The following is a 15,882-nucleotide window of genomic DNA, read 5'->3' on the forward strand; positions in this document are numbered from 1 at the left end:
GTGAATCACTGAAACCGCTTATGCACCATCTGAAAGGAAGGGTGTAGCGCCGGTTACGACTTATCCGCTTCGTCGTGCGTTTCATGTGCCAGATGGCCATCCCACTCTTCCGCTGGGATCTTCGGCTCGGGCGGATCAGCCATGTACGAAGGTGTCATGATTTGCACGTTGTTTTCGTTGAACACGGCAACGATGTTGCGATGCAAATCCGAGCGGATCTTCGGGATGATACTGCCCCGTGTGCTATATCCGTTGATCTGATAATTGATCGCGTAATCCGCCAAAGCAGTCCACAAAACAAAGGGTTCGGGTTTGGCTTTGATGCTCTTGGTACGATGTGCGGCCTCGATCAGCATCGCTTCGACCTTCTCGGGCGGTTCTTCATATCCGATCCCAACCGTTGTATGCAGCAGCAACCCATTGCCATCGGTTTTTTTCGAGAAGTTCACCACGTCCGAATTCATCAATTGCGCGTTCGGGATCGAGATCAGCTCATTCTTGATCGACTTCAGATGTGTCTCCATCAGCTTGATCTGCACTACATCTCCGATGTGGTCTCCGATCTGGATACGGTCCCCGAGCGAAGTCGAGCGGCGATAAATCACGAAAAGCCCCGCCAGCATATTCGAGACCACCGAGTTCGCGCCCAGCGAAAGCATCGCGCCGACAAGGATAGTCAGTCCCTGAAAGGCCGCAGAGTCTGATCCGGGAATGTAAGGGACAGCAAAGACCAGTGCGATCAGTATCACAACAACCCGGGCAATGTTAAACGTGGGGCCAATCCAGTGTTTCTCGAAATCGCCAAGATCGAACGATCCCGCTTCGACTGCGTCAAAGAATACGCGCATTCCCCGGATGATATACATCGTTATCCAGGTGATAAGCACCAGCATGATCAGGTTCGGGAAATAGCTGAGGATACCCTTGAAGATCAGCAGGACCGGCTCGGTCAGGTAGGTCAGCAGCAATTGCGCAAAGTATCGCGTTTCGGCAAAGGCCAGCAGAACGAAGGAGAGATAGTAATAGAAGCCAAGGAAAAAGATCACCAGCAATACGAAATTCAGGGCATACCGGATCAATGCCGCTATGGCCTCGGCCTGGACGCTCTTGGCGGTCGCGGTTTCGACGTTTTTGAGATAGCGTTTAACCAGTTTAAGCGTCCGCCGCCTGATGCGTCGGTGTAACCAGAGAATGATGACAACGAATAACGCGAAGCCGAGCGTCCAGGCCAGGGCCTCGATAGCACCCGAAACGCGTGCTTGTTCCGTGCGATTGGCGCGGTAGTTTTCGATCGCCTGTTCAATAGCTTGGCCGTGCAATAACCCGAGAACATTCAGATCCATTTGTTCAAGTTCGGAATCCGCATCGGTCACGATCGAAACCTGGATGCCATCGGCAAATATCCGGATCCCGAATTCAGAGTCCTCGAAGGTTATCGAAACTTTCTTTGCATCCGAGGATTCGGCTACTTCTATGATCTTGTTCTGAACACCCTCCGCCCGCTCGTTTGCGGGCAAAGCGCTGGAGCCGCGCACATGAAACAGGGTATCGCCATCAACGATAACCGGAGCCTGAAAGGTCTGTGTTTCAGAATCCTCTGTGTTTTGTTCTTCTCCGATTACGTTCTGTGACCAAAGTGGTGGTGCCAAGAGACAAAGAGAAACCGTCAAAAGGATTAGGCGAATAAACTTGCCAAAGGTCTGGATTAATTGAATCATTGGGCCCCCCTGGCCACAACTATATCCGACTTGCCGGGGCTGCCTAGAACATATCTGCAACGTCCCGCATCAATCCTGTGCACTTGATAGGTGAATTGCAGATGCGTTTGCTTGCAAACGTCTGAACCAAAGCATAGGTTCGCGCCAACTTTGCAGAGAGCCCTCTGCATTACCAGAACAAAGGAATATGTCATGGAAGGTGGCGCAATCGCCCAGTTTCTCCCGCTGATCCTGATTTTCGGGATCATGTATTTTCTGCTGATCCGCCCGCAGCAGAAGAAGATGAAGGAACATCAGGCCATGGTCGAAGCTGTGCGCAGGGGTGATCAGGTTGTCACGCAAGGTGGGCTGATCGGCAAGGTGTCCAAAGTCAAGGAAGGCGATAACGAGATTGAGGTCGAGATTGCAGAAGGCGTGAAGGTTCGCGTGGTCAAATCGACCATCGCTCAGGTTCTGAATAAGACCGAACCGGCGAAGTAACTTCGCGCGTCAAATCCTTGAAAAGGCAGGGTAATGCTGCAAATTGATTCCTGGAAACGGGTCCTAATATGGTCGGTCTGCGTGATCGGCCTACTGTTGGCCCTGCCGAATGCGTTCTATACACGCGTTGAGCAATCGAATGATGCCAAAGCCGCAATTGAGCTTGGCATCGATACACCTGAGATGCAGGCAGAGGCGGCGCAATGGCCGAACTGGCTGCCTTCATCGCTTGTCAATCTGGGTCTCGATTTGCGCGGCGGTGCGCATCTGCTGGCTGAAGTTAAGGTTGATGACGTCTACGAATCTCGGATGGAGGCGATGTGGCCCGAAATCCGCGATGCGTTGCGCGATGAGCGCGCCACGGTAGGCACCATTCGCCGCCAAGACTCGGCCCCTGATGAGATTCGCGTGCGCATCAGTCAGCCCGAAGGTATGTCGCGCGCGTTGGAAGTCGTGCGCGGTCTGGCACGTCAGGTGCAAACACTGACCGGGGTTGGGGCCACTGACATCGAAGCCCGCGCCGAAGGAGATACCATTGTTGTACAATTGTCCGAGGCCGAAAAGCTCGCCTCGGATGACCGTACGGTGCGTCAGGCGCTTGAGATTATTCGTCGCCGCATCGACGAAGTCGGCACGCGAGAACCGACAATCCAACGCCAAGGTGCTGACCGGATACTGATACAGGTGCCGGGCATCGGTAGCGCAGGTGAGTTGAAAGACATTATCGGCACCACGGCTCAGCTGACGTTCAACCCCGTGGTGGGGCGCGGTACTGATTCTGACGCCATCGCGGGTGTGGGTGAAGAAGTTGTTCCTTCGATCGATGAGGACGGGGTTTATTACACCTTGGAATCAGCGCCGGTGGTAACCGGGGAAGAGCTGGTCGACGCACAACCGTCATTCGATCAGAACGGACGCCCTGCGGTCAGCTTCCGTTTCAATACTTCTGGTGCCCGCAAGTTTGGTGACTACACGCTAGAAAATATCGGCGCGCCGTTCGCCATTGTTTTGGATGATGAGGTGATCTCGGCCCCTGTAATCCAAAGCCATATTCCTGGCGGTTCCGGCATCATCACCGGTAACTTCACGGTTGAGGAAAGCACCAATCTGGCGGTCCTGCTGCGTGCGGGGGCCTTGCCTGCGGGCCTGGAATTTCTTGAAGAGCGCACCATCGGCCCGGAGCTGGGGCAAGACAGCATCGATGCGGGTAAAGTCGCTACCATTGTGGCGTTTGTCGCAGTATTGGTGTTCATGGCGCTCAGCTATGGCCTGTTTGGCATCTTCGCCAATATTGCGCTGATCCTGAATGTGGGCTTGCTCTTCGGACTGCTCTCTTTGATCGGTGCGACGCTGACCCTTCCAGGTATCGCTGGGATCGTACTGACGGTCGGTATGGCTGTGGACGCCAATGTGCTGATCTTTGAACGCATTCGCGAGGAACTGAAATCTGCCAAAGGCCCTGCGCGCGCAATCGAGCTGGGCTATGAAAAGGCGCTTTCGGCCATTCTAGACGCGAACGTAACCACATTCATCACCGCAACCATTCTGTTTGCCATGGGTAGCGGGCCGGTACGCGGGTTCTCCATTACACTTGGTCTGGGTATTCTGACCTCGGTCTTCACCGCGATCTTTGTGACGCGCCTGATGATCGTAATCTGGTTCGAACGCCGCCGTCCGAAAACGATCGAGGTTTGACATGAGACTGAAACTCGTACCGCAAAACACCTCGTTCGATTTCTTCAGCCGCTGGAAGATCTGGCTGGGTATTTCGGGCCTGATGATGGTAATTGCGTTTACCTCGTTCCTTCTGCAGGGGCTGAACTTCGGCATCGACTTCCGCGGGGGCACCACGATCCGCACGCAATCCGCGCAAGAGATCGACGTGGGCGCCTATCGCGACGCCATCGCGCCGCTGGAACTTGGCGACGTGACCATCACGGAGATTTTCGATCCGACATTTGGCGAGGATGAAAACGTCGCGATGATCCGTATTCAGGCACAGGATGGAGCCGAAGCTGTGTCTGCAGCAATCGTGACCGCCGTTGAAGAAGCGTTGACTGTTGCAGCGCCGGACATTCAGTTCGTTTCGGTCGAATCCGTGGGCCCCAAGGTCTCGGGCGAGTTGATCCAGACCGCAGTGATTGCTGTCGCCTTGGCCATCGGCGCGGTGCTTGTCTATATCTGGCTCCGGTTCGAATGGCAGTTTGCTCTGGGTGCGGTCGCTGCGCTGGTGCATGACGTGATCCTGACCATTGGTATCTTCTCGGAACTGCAAATTCGCTTTGACCTGGCCATCATCGCGGCGCTCCTGACCATTGTCGGCTATTCGCTGAATGACACCGTGGTTGTCTTTGACCGCGTTCGCGAAAACCTTCGCAAATACAAGAAGAAAGACCTCAAAGAGGTTTTGAATATCTCGATCAATGAAACGCTCAGCCGGACGGTGATGACCTCGGTGACCACGCTGCTGGCGTTGATTTCACTCTATGTCTTAGGCGGGGATGTGATCCGCGGCTTCGTCTTCGCGATGATCTGGGGCGTGATTGTCGGGACCTATTCGTCGGTCTTCGTGGCCTCGACCATCCTGCTGTGGCTGGGGGTCAAACGCGACTGGTCGAAACCGTCGAATACGGCGGGCAACCAATTTGCCAACATCGATGCCTGAGTATTTCGGCCAGACCCCAACCGGTCTGGCCGTACTCATTTTCGCTGCTTTTATTGGGGGCATCGTGCGCGGCTTTTCCGGCTTTGGCACAGCCCTGATATTCTTGCCCATCGCCAGCCTCTATCTTGGACCTTTCGGCGCGATCATCGCGCTGACAGTTATGGACATATTCGGTCCCATCCCAAACCTACGCCGCGCATGGTCTGTGGTCGACAAAGGAGATTTGGCGCGCCTTCTACTCGGATGCGCATTAGTCCTGCCGGTCGGCTTATGGCTTCTGACGCGTACGCAACCCGAAGTATTTCGCTATTTGGTCAGTGTGATCTCGTTGTCGATGCTTGTCGTACTGATATTTGGTCTGCGCTATCGCGGGACGGTGCGGCGCCGCATGGTTGTAGCAATTGGCGGGGCAGCGGGGCTGCTCGGTGGAGTGGCCGGGATACCGGGACCAGCTGTCATCCTGTTCTACATGTCGCGCCCATTGCCGGTTGAGATAATCCGCGCGACGATCCTACTGTTCCTGTTTGTTTTCGATTTGCTGATCCTTGGATACCTCAGCGGGATGGAGCGTCTTTCGCTGGCAAGCATTGGATTGGGCCTCGCGCTGGCGATCCCCAACATCGCCGGTAACTGGCTGGGGGGCTGGATGTTCCGACCCGAACATGAAAGGCTGTACCGCGCCGCAGCCTATCTGGTGATCGCAACAGCGGCCTTGTCCGGCCTGCCGCTTTGGGGCTAGAACCCTCCGCATGCGCTTAAATGAGATCACATATACAAACGCTCAACCCGTCGATGGCTATGGCCCTGGGTTCTTTCGGATCGGTGGGCAGGTTCATAAAGGGGCAGTCTTGACCGGCCCCACCGGAACTTCGATTTGGGCAGGATTCTCGGAGGCGGATCCGCTTTTGGCCTTGTCCGAACATGTCGACGTTCTGTTCATCGGTACGGGCAAAGACCTGACCCACATCCCCACCGACCTACGCACTAGGCTAGAAGAGGCGGGGCTGGGTGTCGAAATCATGAACTCTCCGGCTGCCTGCCGCACCTACAACGTGCTACTTTCCGAAGGCCGCCGCGTTGCGCTTGCGCTAATTCCGGTCTGAGGATCTGTTCTTCATCTGGCTAAAAATATCCCAGGGCGTGTGAGGGGCCGGCCCCTCACTGCGATCCAACCAGCCGCTCTGCGGCAATTCCGACCTTTTGCCCACACGCACAATCCGCTAAGCGGGCTTCATGACTTTGAAGGTAACCGATCTGGCTATCGCACGCGGCGGTGTTCCCGTGCTCGAAGGGCTGAGCTTCTCGCTTGAGGCCGGAAGGGCGCTGATCCTGCGGGGGCCGAATGGGATCGGAAAGACAACATTACTGCGTACGCTTGCGGGCCTGCAGCCGCCGCTGGTGGGACAGATCGAAGGGGCAGAAGACCAGATCGCTTATGCGTCCCATTCTGACGGGTTAAAGCCGACCCTCACCGTGGTCGAAAATCTCAACTTCTGGGCGTCGGTCTTTGGCACCCGTGATATCCAGCATGCTCTGGATGCATTTGAGCTGAATGAGTTGGCTGACCGTCATGCGGGCAGCCTCTCGGCGGGGCAGAAACGGCGTCTGGGATTGGCGCGAATGCTGGTTACCGGGCGTCCAATCTGGATGCTGGATGAGCCGACGGTCTCGCTGGATCGTCACGCCGTGCAGATGTTCGCGGATGCGGTACGCGCGCATCTGGGGCAGGGTGGTTCGGCCCTCATCGCGACCCATATCGATCTTGGATTGGACGGCGAGGTTCTGGACGTTGGCCCCAACAAGGCAAAACCCAAACCCTTCGACGATTTCGACGGAGGCTTCCTGTGATCGCTTTATTGCTGCGTGATCTGAAATTGGCCTTCCGCGCAGGGGGTGGCTTTGGCCTCGGTCTTGCTTTCTTCCTGATCGTCACCGTTCTGGTGCCATTCTCGGTTGGCCCGCAATCCTCGTTGCTTTCGACCATCGCGCCGGGCGTTCTTTGGCTGGGCGCGCTTTTGGCGTGCCTGCTTTCGCTGGACCGTCTGCTGGCGCTGGATTGGGAAGACGGCTCGCTTGATCTGCTTGCCACCGCACCGCTGCCGCTGGAATCGGTCGTGACCATCAAGGCGCTGGCCCATTGGCTGACCACCGGATTGCCGCTGGTGCTGGCTGCGCCGTTCCTGGGCGTGTTGCTAAACCTACCTGTGCCCGGGTTTTCGTGGCTGGTAATCTCACTGTTGCTTGGCACCCCTGCGATGAGCGTTATCGGCACTTTCGGCGCCGCACTCACTGTTGGTCTGAAACGGGGCGGTTTGCTCCTTTCGCTTCTGGTTCTGCCGCTTTACGTGCCGACTTTGATTTTCGGGGCCGAGGTTGCCCGACGCGGTGCGACGGGGATGGAGACGCAAACGCCCCTGCTTATGCTGGCAGGGATTACCGCCGCTACGGTCGCACTTTTACCCTTTGCCAGCGCAGCAGTACTGCGCATCAATCTTAGGTGATGGCAACAAAGCTTGACTGAGGTCAATTGAGAACCATGCCGACTCGGACTAGATAGGGCCCATGACAATCGCAGCCAAAGCCAACGCCCTTTGGGAATACGCCAACCCGCGCAAGTTCCTCGCCACCAGCGAACGGGTCCTTCCGTTCTTCTGGATCGGCGCAGGCGTGTGTCTGGTCGTAGGATTGATCTGGGGCTTTTTCTTTACCCCAGATGACTACAAGCAAGGCTCGACCGTAAAGATCATCTACCTGCATGTGCCTGCCGCGCTAATGGCGATCAATTGCTGGATCATGATGCTGGCGACCTCGCTGGTCTGGCTGGTGCGTCGCCACCATGTCAGCGCGCTGGCCGCGCGCGCCGCAGCGCCCATCGGCATCGTCATGACACTGATCGCATTGGCCACCGGAGCGATCTGGGGTCAACCCATGTGGGGTACATGGTGGGCCTGGGATCCGCGCCTGACCTCGTTCCTGATTCTGTTCCTGTTTTATTTGGGATATGTCGCGCTATGGGAGGCGATCGAAGATCCGGACACCGCGGCTGATCTGACCTCGGTCCTTTGCCTCGTGGGCTCGGTCTTTGCATTCCTCAGCCGGTATGCGGTGAATTTCTGGAATCAGGGGTTGCATCAGGGGGCTTCCGTGATGCGTGCAGGGGCGATCACAGGTACGGATACCGAGGAGAAGGTTAGCAACATCTACTTCTATCCGCTGCTCCTGTGTATTATCGGCTTTGTGCTTCTGTTTATCGCGCTGGTCTTCTATCGCACGGGCACCGAAATCCGAGCCCGTCGAACCAAGGCGCTGATGGCGCGGGAAAGGGTGAACGGATGATCCCTGATCTTGGAAAATATGCCGATACTGTTTTGTGGTCCTATGTTGTATCCATCGGGCTTCTGATTGCGCTGGTGGGATTCAGCGTGATCAGAGGCCGCAAGGTGCGGGCTGAGATGGAGAAAGTCGAACAGAGGATGTCGCGCAATGGCTAAGTTTTCGCCCCTGATGATCGCGCCTCCTCTGATTTTCGGAGCCTTCGCTGTGCTTGCTGGCATTGGCATGTTCCGCGACGATCCCAACGCCTTGCCTTCGGCGCGCGAAGGGCAGCCTGCTCCGCCCGTCGTTCTGACAGAATTCGCGGGTAAACCCGGTTTCGACGATGCCACCCTGCGTGATGGTGAGGTCAAGCTGGTCAACTACTGGGCCAGTTGGTGCGCCCCGTGCCGCGTCGAACACCCCAACCTGCAGGCTTTGTCCGACGAGGGTATCCCGGTTTACGGCATCAACTACAAAGACCAGTTGGACAATGCCGAGGCTTTTTTGACTGAGCTGGGTGATCCCTATGCCGGGATCGGACGGGATGAACAGGGCCGTATGGGGCTGGATTGGGGCGTCTACGGCGTGCCCGAGACTTATGTGATCGACGGCGAGGGCACGATCATACTGCGCTGGGCCGGGCCGATTACGCAGCGGGTGATCGAAAGCACGATCCGCCCGGCGCTTGAGAAAGCCGCGGGGGGCTCATAAGCGATAGCCACCCGTCACGGTTAACACCTCGCCGGTGATAAACGACGCTGCATCTGAGGCTAAGAATCTGACGGCCTTGGCGATATCCTCGGGCCTTCCCGCGCGTCCTAGGGCGGTGTCGTTGACAAACAGAGCAGTCAGTTCCTCTGACCGAGGTGCTTCGGGAATGTTAATCGCGCCTGGCGCCACTGCGTTGACACGTATCCCCTCGGGCCCAAGCTCTTTGGCCATGGCGCGGGTCCACAGGTTCAAGGCCGCTTTACTTGCGCCATAGGTCACTGCGTCTCGGGGGGGCAGGACCGCGTTCATTGATGAGATGCTGACGATTGAGGCATCGCGTTTTAGATGCGGAAGCGCGGCGGTTAACAACGCGGCTGGAGCCAGTAGGTTAAGGTCCAGAATGGCGCGATGGTTCTCGGCCTGAAATTCTTCTTTCGGCGTAGCTTTCACCAGACCGGCGTTATTGACGATCACATCAAGCCGCCCAAAGTGCTGCACTACCTGTTCGATCACGTTGGCAGGCTGATCTGGCGCGGACAGGTCGGAACGTATGGCCAGTTTATCCCCGCCCAAAAGATCTGGCATCGGTTCGCTCGACAGCCACGTAAACGCGACGCGGTGATCACGGCCCAGGTCTTCGACGATCGCGCGCCCAATGCCGCGCGCGCCGCCGGTTATCAATGCGACTTTTTCCATAGTCGCAGAAAATCGGTAAAGCGGCAGGGATTCAAGCGGTTACTTGCGAACCAAAATCCAGATCATCGCGCCGATGAATGCAAAGGTGGTCAGATTCATAAGGGTATCTGTCAGATCACCGATCAGCATGGATTTGCCCCTCCTCTCGTAACCCTCGGAATAGGCAGACCATCAGCAGAACCGAGATGAACACAAAGGGCAGCGCTCCAAGTGAGATCAGGACTTTGACCGAGTCCACCGAGCCCGACAGGATCATCGCGACGCTCAACAGGCCCAGTAATGCGCCCCAGATCAGGCGCACGCGCGGTGGCGGATTTTCATCCCCCTCGGTCGAGAATGTGCCCAGCACAAAGGCCGCGCTGACAACGCTGGTTACGATGAACAGAAACGCCGCTGCTACGGTTGCGAGTGTTGTGATCAGCGACAAGGGCAAACGGTCGAGCAGGGCGAAGGTCACACGCTCGATGTTTGTTTGCGTATAGGCCAGCAATTCTCCGGCACCGTTGAGCGCCTCAAACAGACCGATGCCGCCAAAGGCGCCGAACCAGAGGATCGAGAACAGTGTGGGTGCGAAGAGCACTCCGATCACGAATTCTCGGATCGTGCGACCGCGAGAGATGCGCGCGACGAACACGCCGACAAATGGCCCCCAGGCGATCCACCAGACCATGTAGGTCAGGGTCCAGTCGCTGAACCATTTGGTGACGTCATCGCCAAAGAACGTGAAGGTCTGAAAGCCCCGAGGGATGACATTGGTGAGGTAATCGCCGAACCCCTGAACCACAGTGTTCAACAGATACTCTGTGGGGCCGAGGACCACTGTGTAGGCCACCAGACAGATCGCGATCAGCATTGCTGCATTCGACAAGCGTGCCATGCCTTGGCCTAGGTCGATCAACAGTGCAGGGATGTAGGCTGCGACCATCGCCAGAAAAACAACGCTGATCAGAAGGGCGCCAACCGTTTCCCGGCCACCTAGAACCGCGATCCCGTCTGCAACCTGAAACACGCCCATGGCCATGGAGCCGCCGACTCCGATGGCGATTGCGACGATGGCCATGAAGTCCGACAGCCAACCGACACGCTCGGCCCAGCGTTCTCCGGGGAACAGGCTTTTGATCGGGGCGCTGACCATCATGCCCGTCCCGCGCCGAAAGCTGAAATAAGCGATTGTCAGCGCGGTGGAGCCGTAAATCGCCCAGGCGTGCAGGCCCCAGTGGAAGTTCGTCGCCAGCATCGCCTGCTGCGCGGCAACATAATCGGGGGCCATGCCTGAGATGAAGTTGAAATGGGTTAGTGGCTCGGCGACGGCCCAGAACAGCAATCCGACGCCCATTCCGGCCGAGAACAGCATTGAGATCCAAGTGGCGGTCGAGAATTCGGGCTCTTCATCATCCCGGCCCAAACGAATGTTGCCATAGGGCGAAAATGCCAGAACCAAACACCCGATCAACATGCCCGAGGCCGCAAGCATCACGAACCAGCCACGGCTGTGGAAGGTTTGCTGCACGATGCCGTTGGCCCAAGTCACCAGGCTTTGGATATCGATCACGCCCCATATCCCTATCACCGAGATGACGCTGAGCGAGCAAACCAGCAAGGCGTTAGGTTTTTTCATAGTGATTGGGTTCCAGATGTGCTTTCGCCCAACAGTTTCAGATTTTTGAATGAATGGCCAGAAAACAAAACCCCCGGCGCTGGGCCGGGGGTCAAGATTGGGTTGTAAGCTATTGCGTTACGAAGATTTTGCGAGGTTGCGCAATACATATTGCAGCACGCCGCCGTTTTCGATGTACTCGATCTCGGGCGCGGTATCGATGCGGCACTTCAGAGTGATGGTCTTCTCGGTCCCATCGCCATAGACGATTGTGCAGGGCACCTCTTGTAGCGGTTCAACCGAGTCCAACCCATGGATTGAGACGGTTTCATCGCCTTTCAGACCCAGCGACTTGCGGTTATCGCCGCCTGTGAACTCGAACGGGATCACACCCATTCCGACGAGGTTCGAGCGGTGGATACGCTCAAAGCTCTCAGCGATCACGGCTTTGACGCCCAGCAAAGCGGTCCCTTTGGCCGCCCAGTCACGAGAAGATCCCGCACCATATTGTTCGCCGCCAAAGACAACCAGCGGCGTGCCATCGGCCTGATAGGCCATCGAGGCGTCATAGATCGACGTCTGCTCGCCATCGGGTCCTTTTGTATAGCCACCTTCGACGCCGTCCAGCATCTCGTTTTTGATGCGGATATTGGCGAAGGTGCCGCGCATCATGACCTCGTGGTTGCCACGGCGCGACCCGTAGGAATTGAACTCGCGCGGCTGAACCTGACGTTCAATCAGGTACTTACCAGCCGGAGTTGTTGTCGCAAAGGACCCAGCGGGTGAGATGTGGTCGGTGGTGACCATATCACCCAGAACGGCCAGAACCTTCGCCCCGTCGATATTCGAGATTGTGCCGGGTTCATGTCCCATGCCCTGGAAATAGGGCGGGTTCTGGATGTAGGTCGAAGCAGGTGGCCAGTCGTAGGTTTCTGCATCGGTGGTCTCAACCGACTGCCATTTCTCGTCGCCTTTGAAAACGTCGGCATATTTCGACTGGAATGCCTCGCGCGTCACGGTTTCCTGCACCAGATCGGAGATTTCCTTTTGGCTCGGCCAGAGGTCTTTCATGAAGGCATCGTTACCGTCCTTGTCCTTGCCGATTGGCTCGGATGTCAGGTCGATATCCATGGTGCCCGCCAGTGCGTAAACGACAACCAGCGGCGGTGAGGCCAGATAGTTGGCGCGGACATCAGGCGAGATTCGGCCTTCAAAGTTCCGGTTTCCGGACAGAACCGAAGTCGCGACCAGATCGCCCTCGGCAATCGCTTCGCTGATTTCTTTCTGGATCGGTCCAGAGTTACCGATACAGGTGGTGCAGCCATAGCCGACAAGGTTAAAGCCGATCGCGTCCAGATGTTCCTGCAGGCCAGCGGCCTCAAGATACTCGGACACCACTTGCGACCCAGGGGCCAGAGAGGTTTTGACCCAAGGCTGACGATTCAGGCCCAGCTCATGCGCTTTCTTCGCCACCAGACCAGCGCCAATCATGACATAGGGGTTCGACGTATTGGTGCAGGAGGTGATCGAGGCGATTACGACCTTGCCAGACTCCATTCCATATTCTTCACCTTTGACTTCGACCTGTTTGCCCATCGGGCGCTTGAAGCTCTCGGCCATTTCCTTGGTGAAAGCGGCTTTGGCATCGGTCAGGGCAACATAATCCTGCGGACGTTTCGGGCCCGAGATCGCGGGAACGATCGTGCCCATGTCCAGTGACAGGGTGTCGGTGTAGATCGGGCTGTAATTTTCATCCCTCCAGAACCCGTTTTCCTTGGCATAGGCTTCGACCAATGCCAAGCGATCCTCATCGCGCCCGGTATTGCGCATGTAACGCAGGGTTTCGCCGTCGATGGGGAAGAATCCACAGGTCGCGCCGTATTCGGGGGCCATGTTGGCGATGGTGGCACGGTCAGCCAGTGGCAGCCGGTCCAGTCCTTCACCGTAGAACTCGACGAATTTACCGACCACACCTTTCTCGCGCAGCATCTCAACGACCTTCAGAACAAGGTCAGTACCGGTTGTGCCTTCAACCATCGAACCTGTCAGTTCAAAGCCCACGACCTCGGGGATCAGCATCGAGATCGGCTGACCCAGCATCGCGGCCTCGGCCTCGATCCCGCCAACACCCCAACCGAGAACGGCCATGCCGTTGACCATGGTGGTATGACTGTCAGTGCCGACCAGCGTGTCGGGATAGGCGACTTCTTCTCCGCTCTGGTCCGTGTCGGTCCAGACGGTCTGGGCCAGATATTCAAGGTTCACCTGATGGCAAATGCCGGTGCCCGGGGGCACAACGCGGAAGTTATTAAACGCACCCTGACCCCACTTGAGGAACTGGTAACGCTCCATATTGCGCTCATACTCGCGGTCTACGTTCATCTGAAACGCGCGAGGGTTCCCGAACTCGTCGATCATGACCGAGTGGTCGATGACCAGATCAACCGGGTTCAGCGGGTTAATTTTCTGGGCGTCACCACCCAGCGCCTTGATGCCATCACGCATTGCGGCCAGATCAACCACCGCCGGAACGCCGGTGAAGTCCTGCATCAGCACGCGGGCAGGGCGGTAGGCAATCTCTCGCGGATTCTTGCCGCCATTCGCGCCCCATTCGGCGAAGGCCTTGATGTCATCAACGGACACCGAGAACCCGTCATCCTCGAACCGCAGCATGTTTTCCAACACCACTTTCAGCGCGGCAGGCAGGTTCGAGAAATCACCCAGGCCTGCTTCTTGAGCAGCTGGAATCGAGTAATAGGAAATGGATTTACCATTCACGTTCAGACTGCGGCGTGTTTGGGCTGTGTCCTGTCCGACCTTGATGGGCATCTTTGGCCTCCCTCTCGAATGATTTGGATACTGGAGTTCGCTATGGCTTATCTGCATCACGGCACGCGTTGTTTCAAGGTGCAACGGGTCTCATACATATAAAGTTGTATACCATTGCACACATTTTGCCGAAGATTGAAGGTTTCGGTCTCAAGAAACCTTGATTGGCAGTTTTTTCAGTTTCGATCTAAACCAGTTGAGCACTCCGCGAAAACTGAGAGAGATAATGTATAGATCAGCCGCCGTGACCGCGTTTGTTTCGCTTTTTCTTGCCGTTTCAGCAGACGCTCAGGATGATCCGGTTGTTGTCGAGCTGTTTACATCGCAAGGGTGTTCGTCCTGCCCGCCCGCGGACCGGATCATGCATGAACTGGCCAAGCGGGATGATGTGATCGGGCTGGCGCTGCATGTGGACTATTGGGACTATATTGGGTGGAAAGACGAATATGCCGATCCCGACCATACGGAGCGTCAGAGAGCCTATGCGCGCGAAGGTGGGCGGACGATGATTTATACACCTCAGATGGTTGTGAACGGTCAGCAGGACGTGGTGGGTGCAAAGTCGTTTGAGTTGGAACGGCTGATCGACGCGCACCAGACCGCAGCGCCCCAAGCCGAGGTAAGCGCCACGCGTACGGCTAACGACGTGACTGTGGACGTTGTCCCGGTCGAGTTGGCGGAAGATGAAACCTATGATGTGCGGGTCGTGCAGTACTCACCGATGCGTCACGCCTCAATCCGGCGTGGGGAACTGGCTGGGCACGAACTGGATTATGCGAATGTGGTTGAGAATTGGCAGGTGGCCGGTCACTGGGATGGCCAAACACCGCAGAGCTTCACTGCGTCGCTGTCATCGGATTTACCGGCGGTAGTTCTGATCCAACGTACAGAGCATGGTCCGATCGTCGCTGCGGCAAGAGTCGAATAATCAAGGCATATCTTTGGGTTGAACGCCTAGTCCACGCCAGGCCTTCCAGCGGCGGTGAATCCAGAACCATTGCCCCATATGTTGACGCACCATCGCCTCCAGATCGTCATTGGTGAACTGGGTCATGCTTTTGGCATCGGTATGAGGGACCGGGTCGTGCAGGACGATGTCAAAATCGATCCCATTGGTTTGGCGCACCGCATAGCAGGGGATCAGCACGGCCTTGTACTTGATCGCAAGTTCCGCGTTCAGCACCGACGTCACGGCGGGTTTGCCGAAAAAGGTCAACTCTTCGCCGCCATGCGCATGCAGATCGGATACGATGGCGATAATACCTCCGCTTTTGAGCGACCTGACCATCTCAACCATGCCCCGGCGCCCCTGTTCGAACATGGGGGAACCAGTCTGATGGAATGCTTCGACATACATGTCGTTGAAGTACGGGTTAGCCATGCGGCGATAAAGGCAGCCGATGGGTCGACCGCTGCGGGCCTGCAAAGCGACGCGCGCTGCCAGATAATGACCAAAATGCGCAGTGATCATCATCACCGGACGTCCCTCGGCGACGGCGGTATCAAACGCCTGGACACCCGATCCAGAAACTTTGGCCTTGCTTTGCCGATCAATGAAACCATCGGCCGAAAAGTGCTCCATGATCGCGCGTCCAGCATTGTCGGGCACGGCGCGGCAGATTCGTTTGACCTCGGCCTCGGGTAAGTCGGGGCAGGTGAGTTTCAGGTTGCGGCGCACACGGGTCCGGAAACCGACCAAAGGCGCAAGCCAGCGAACAATTGCTCCCATTGCGCCGATACGGCGCTCGTATGGTAGCAGGCGCATACAGCCGATCACACCTGTCAGAAACAAGTTGGCGATGTAGTATTTTCCAAGCTCAAAGCGGCTCAGTTCCGACTTTTCGACGGGCATGGGGAAGGACACCTGAGTG

General features: G+C 56.8%; 16 protein-coding genes. 11 read left to right on the forward strand and 5 right to left on the reverse strand.

The features are described from left to right. Positions 1-53: 53 nt before the first annotated feature. Entirely contained in the window at positions 54-1,718 is a 1,665-nt protein-coding gene (locus ACR0IU_RS04760) for a mechanosensitive ion channel domain-containing protein (protein WP_170779828.1), read from the reverse strand. A gap of 192 nt (positions 1,719-1,910) precedes the next feature. Here ACR0IU_RS04760 and yajC point away from each other — a divergent pair, with 192 nt between their 5' ends. The 10 genes from yajC to ACR0IU_RS04810 all read left to right on the forward strand — a co-directional run bounded on the left by yajC (position 1,911) and on the right by ACR0IU_RS04810 (position 8,889). After that, positions 1,911-2,198, forward strand: a complete 288-nt coding sequence (gene yajC, locus ACR0IU_RS04765; RefSeq protein WP_010442042.1) for a preprotein translocase subunit YajC — start codon at positions 1,911-1,913, stop codon at positions 2,196-2,198. A 33-nt stretch (positions 2,199-2,231) separates the two neighbouring features. After that, entirely contained in the window at positions 2,232-3,893 is a 1,662-nt protein-coding gene (secD, locus tag ACR0IU_RS04770; RefSeq protein WP_480715434.1) for a protein translocase subunit SecD, read from the forward strand. A gap of 1 nt (position 3,894) precedes the next feature. Further along, entirely contained in the window at positions 3,895-4,863 is a 969-nt protein-coding gene (gene secF, locus ACR0IU_RS04775) for a protein translocase subunit SecF (RefSeq protein ID WP_010442044.1), read from the forward strand. Further along, complete coding sequence (locus tag ACR0IU_RS04780) at positions 4,844-5,602, forward strand: TSUP family transporter (RefSeq protein WP_480715435.1); 759 nt, start codon at positions 4,844-4,846, stop codon at positions 5,600-5,602. The genes secF and ACR0IU_RS04780 overlap by 20 nt, the downstream gene beginning before the upstream one ends. Positions 5,603-5,612: 10 nt before the next feature. After that, positions 5,613-5,966, forward strand: a complete 354-nt coding sequence (locus ACR0IU_RS04785; protein ID WP_480715436.1) for an Mth938-like domain-containing protein — start codon at positions 5,613-5,615, stop codon at positions 5,964-5,966. 130 nt (positions 5,967-6,096) lie between these two features. Continuing rightward, positions 6,097-6,711, forward strand: coding sequence for a heme ABC exporter ATP-binding protein CcmA (gene ccmA / locus ACR0IU_RS04790; RefSeq protein ID WP_480715437.1), 615 nt, complete (start codon positions 6,097-6,099; stop codon positions 6,709-6,711). Beyond that, positions 6,708-7,364 carry a heme exporter protein CcmB gene (ccmB, locus tag ACR0IU_RS04795; protein ID WP_074733966.1) on the forward strand — a complete coding sequence of 219 codons (657 nt, stop codon included), beginning with the start codon at positions 6,708-6,710 and terminating at the stop codon, positions 7,362-7,364. The genes ccmA and ccmB overlap by 4 nt, the downstream gene beginning before the upstream one ends. Positions 7,365-7,425: 61 nt before the next feature. Next, complete coding sequence (locus ACR0IU_RS04800) at positions 7,426-8,199, forward strand: heme ABC transporter permease (RefSeq protein WP_480715438.1); 774 nt, start codon at positions 7,426-7,428, stop codon at positions 8,197-8,199. Then, positions 8,196-8,354, forward strand: a complete 159-nt coding sequence (gene ccmD / locus ACR0IU_RS04805; protein WP_010442050.1) for a heme exporter protein CcmD — start codon at positions 8,196-8,198, stop codon at positions 8,352-8,354. Before ACR0IU_RS04800 ends, ccmD begins: the two co-directional genes overlap by 4 nt. After that, positions 8,347-8,889 carry a DsbE family thiol:disulfide interchange protein gene (locus tag ACR0IU_RS04810; protein ID WP_170779837.1) on the forward strand — a complete coding sequence of 181 codons (543 nt, stop codon included), beginning with the start codon at positions 8,347-8,349 and terminating at the stop codon, positions 8,887-8,889. The genes ccmD and ACR0IU_RS04810 overlap by 8 nt, the downstream gene beginning before the upstream one ends. On the opposite strand, the gene ACR0IU_RS04815 is transcribed toward ACR0IU_RS04810, so the two are convergent. The 3 genes from ACR0IU_RS04815 to acnA all read right to left on the reverse strand — a co-directional run bounded on the left by ACR0IU_RS04815 (position 8,884) and on the right by acnA (position 14,011). Further along, the gene (locus ACR0IU_RS04815; protein ID WP_480715439.1) at positions 8,884-9,585 is read right to left on the reverse strand and encodes an SDR family NAD(P)-dependent oxidoreductase; all 702 of its coding nucleotides are present in this window, start codon (positions 9,583-9,585) and stop codon (positions 8,884-8,886) included. The two genes, ACR0IU_RS04810 and ACR0IU_RS04815, sit on opposite strands and share 6 nt — an antisense overlap. A 115-nt stretch (positions 9,586-9,700) precedes the next feature. Further along, the gene (locus ACR0IU_RS04820; RefSeq protein ID WP_480715440.1) at positions 9,701-11,203 is read right to left on the reverse strand and encodes a BCCT family transporter; all 1,503 of its coding nucleotides are present in this window, start codon (positions 11,201-11,203) and stop codon (positions 9,701-9,703) included. Positions 11,204-11,320: 117 nt separating this feature from the next. Further along, positions 11,321-14,011, reverse strand: a complete 2,691-nt coding sequence (gene acnA / locus ACR0IU_RS04825; protein WP_480715441.1) for an aconitate hydratase AcnA — start codon at positions 14,009-14,011, stop codon at positions 11,321-11,323. A 226-nt stretch (positions 14,012-14,237) separates the two neighbouring features. Here acnA and ACR0IU_RS04830 point away from each other — a divergent pair, with 226 nt between their 5' ends. Further along, positions 14,238-14,939, forward strand: coding sequence for a DUF1223 domain-containing protein (locus tag ACR0IU_RS04830; protein ID WP_260022642.1), 702 nt, complete (start codon positions 14,238-14,240; stop codon positions 14,937-14,939). Here the strand turns inward: ACR0IU_RS04830 and ACR0IU_RS04835 are convergent, their stop codons facing one another. Next, on the reverse strand, positions 14,940-15,863 hold the full coding sequence (locus ACR0IU_RS04835) for a lysophospholipid acyltransferase family protein (protein ID WP_480715628.1): 924 nt from the start codon (positions 15,861-15,863) through the stop codon (positions 14,940-14,942). Positions 15,864-15,882: the final 19 nt, after the last annotated feature.

Source organism: Ruegeria sp. CL5 (assembly GCF_056536485.1).

Coding starts and splice junctions, on each gene's coding strand:
- ACR0IU_RS04760 (WP_170779828.1), bottom strand. CDS start 1,718: ATGATTCAATTAATCCAGACCTTTGGCAAGTTTATTCGCCTAATCCTT.
- yajC (WP_010442042.1), top strand. CDS start 1,911: ATGGAAGGTGGCGCAATCGCCCAGTTTCTCCCGCTGATCCTGATTTTC.
- secD (WP_480715434.1), top strand. CDS start 2,232: ATGCTGCAAATTGATTCCTGGAAACGGGTCCTAATATGGTCGGTCTGC.
- secF (WP_010442044.1), top strand. CDS start 3,895: ATGAGACTGAAACTCGTACCGCAAAACACCTCGTTCGATTTCTTCAGC.
- ACR0IU_RS04785 (WP_480715436.1), top strand. CDS start 5,613: ATGCGCTTAAATGAGATCACATATACAAACGCTCAACCCGTCGATGGC.
- ccmA (WP_480715437.1), top strand. CDS start 6,097: ATGACTTTGAAGGTAACCGATCTGGCTATCGCACGCGGCGGTGTTCCC.
- ACR0IU_RS04800 (WP_480715438.1), top strand. CDS start 7,426: ATGACAATCGCAGCCAAAGCCAACGCCCTTTGGGAATACGCCAACCCG.
- ccmD (WP_010442050.1), top strand. CDS start 8,196: ATGATCCCTGATCTTGGAAAATATGCCGATACTGTTTTGTGGTCCTAT.
- ACR0IU_RS04810 (WP_170779837.1), top strand. CDS start 8,347: ATGGCTAAGTTTTCGCCCCTGATGATCGCGCCTCCTCTGATTTTCGGA.
- ACR0IU_RS04815 (WP_480715439.1), bottom strand. CDS start 9,585: ATGGAAAAAGTCGCATTGATAACCGGCGGCGCGCGCGGCATTGGGCGC.
- ACR0IU_RS04820 (WP_480715440.1), bottom strand. CDS start 11,203: ATGAAAAAACCTAACGCCTTGCTGGTTTGCTCGCTCAGCGTCATCTCG.
- acnA (WP_480715441.1), bottom strand. CDS start 14,011: ATGCCCATCAAGGTCGGACAGGACACAGCCCAAACACGCCGCAGTCTG.
- ACR0IU_RS04830 (WP_260022642.1), top strand. CDS start 14,238: ATGTATAGATCAGCCGCCGTGACCGCGTTTGTTTCGCTTTTTCTTGCC.
- ACR0IU_RS04835 (WP_480715628.1), bottom strand. CDS start 15,863: ATGCCCGTCGAAAAGTCGGAACTGAGCCGCTTTGAGCTTGGAAAATAC.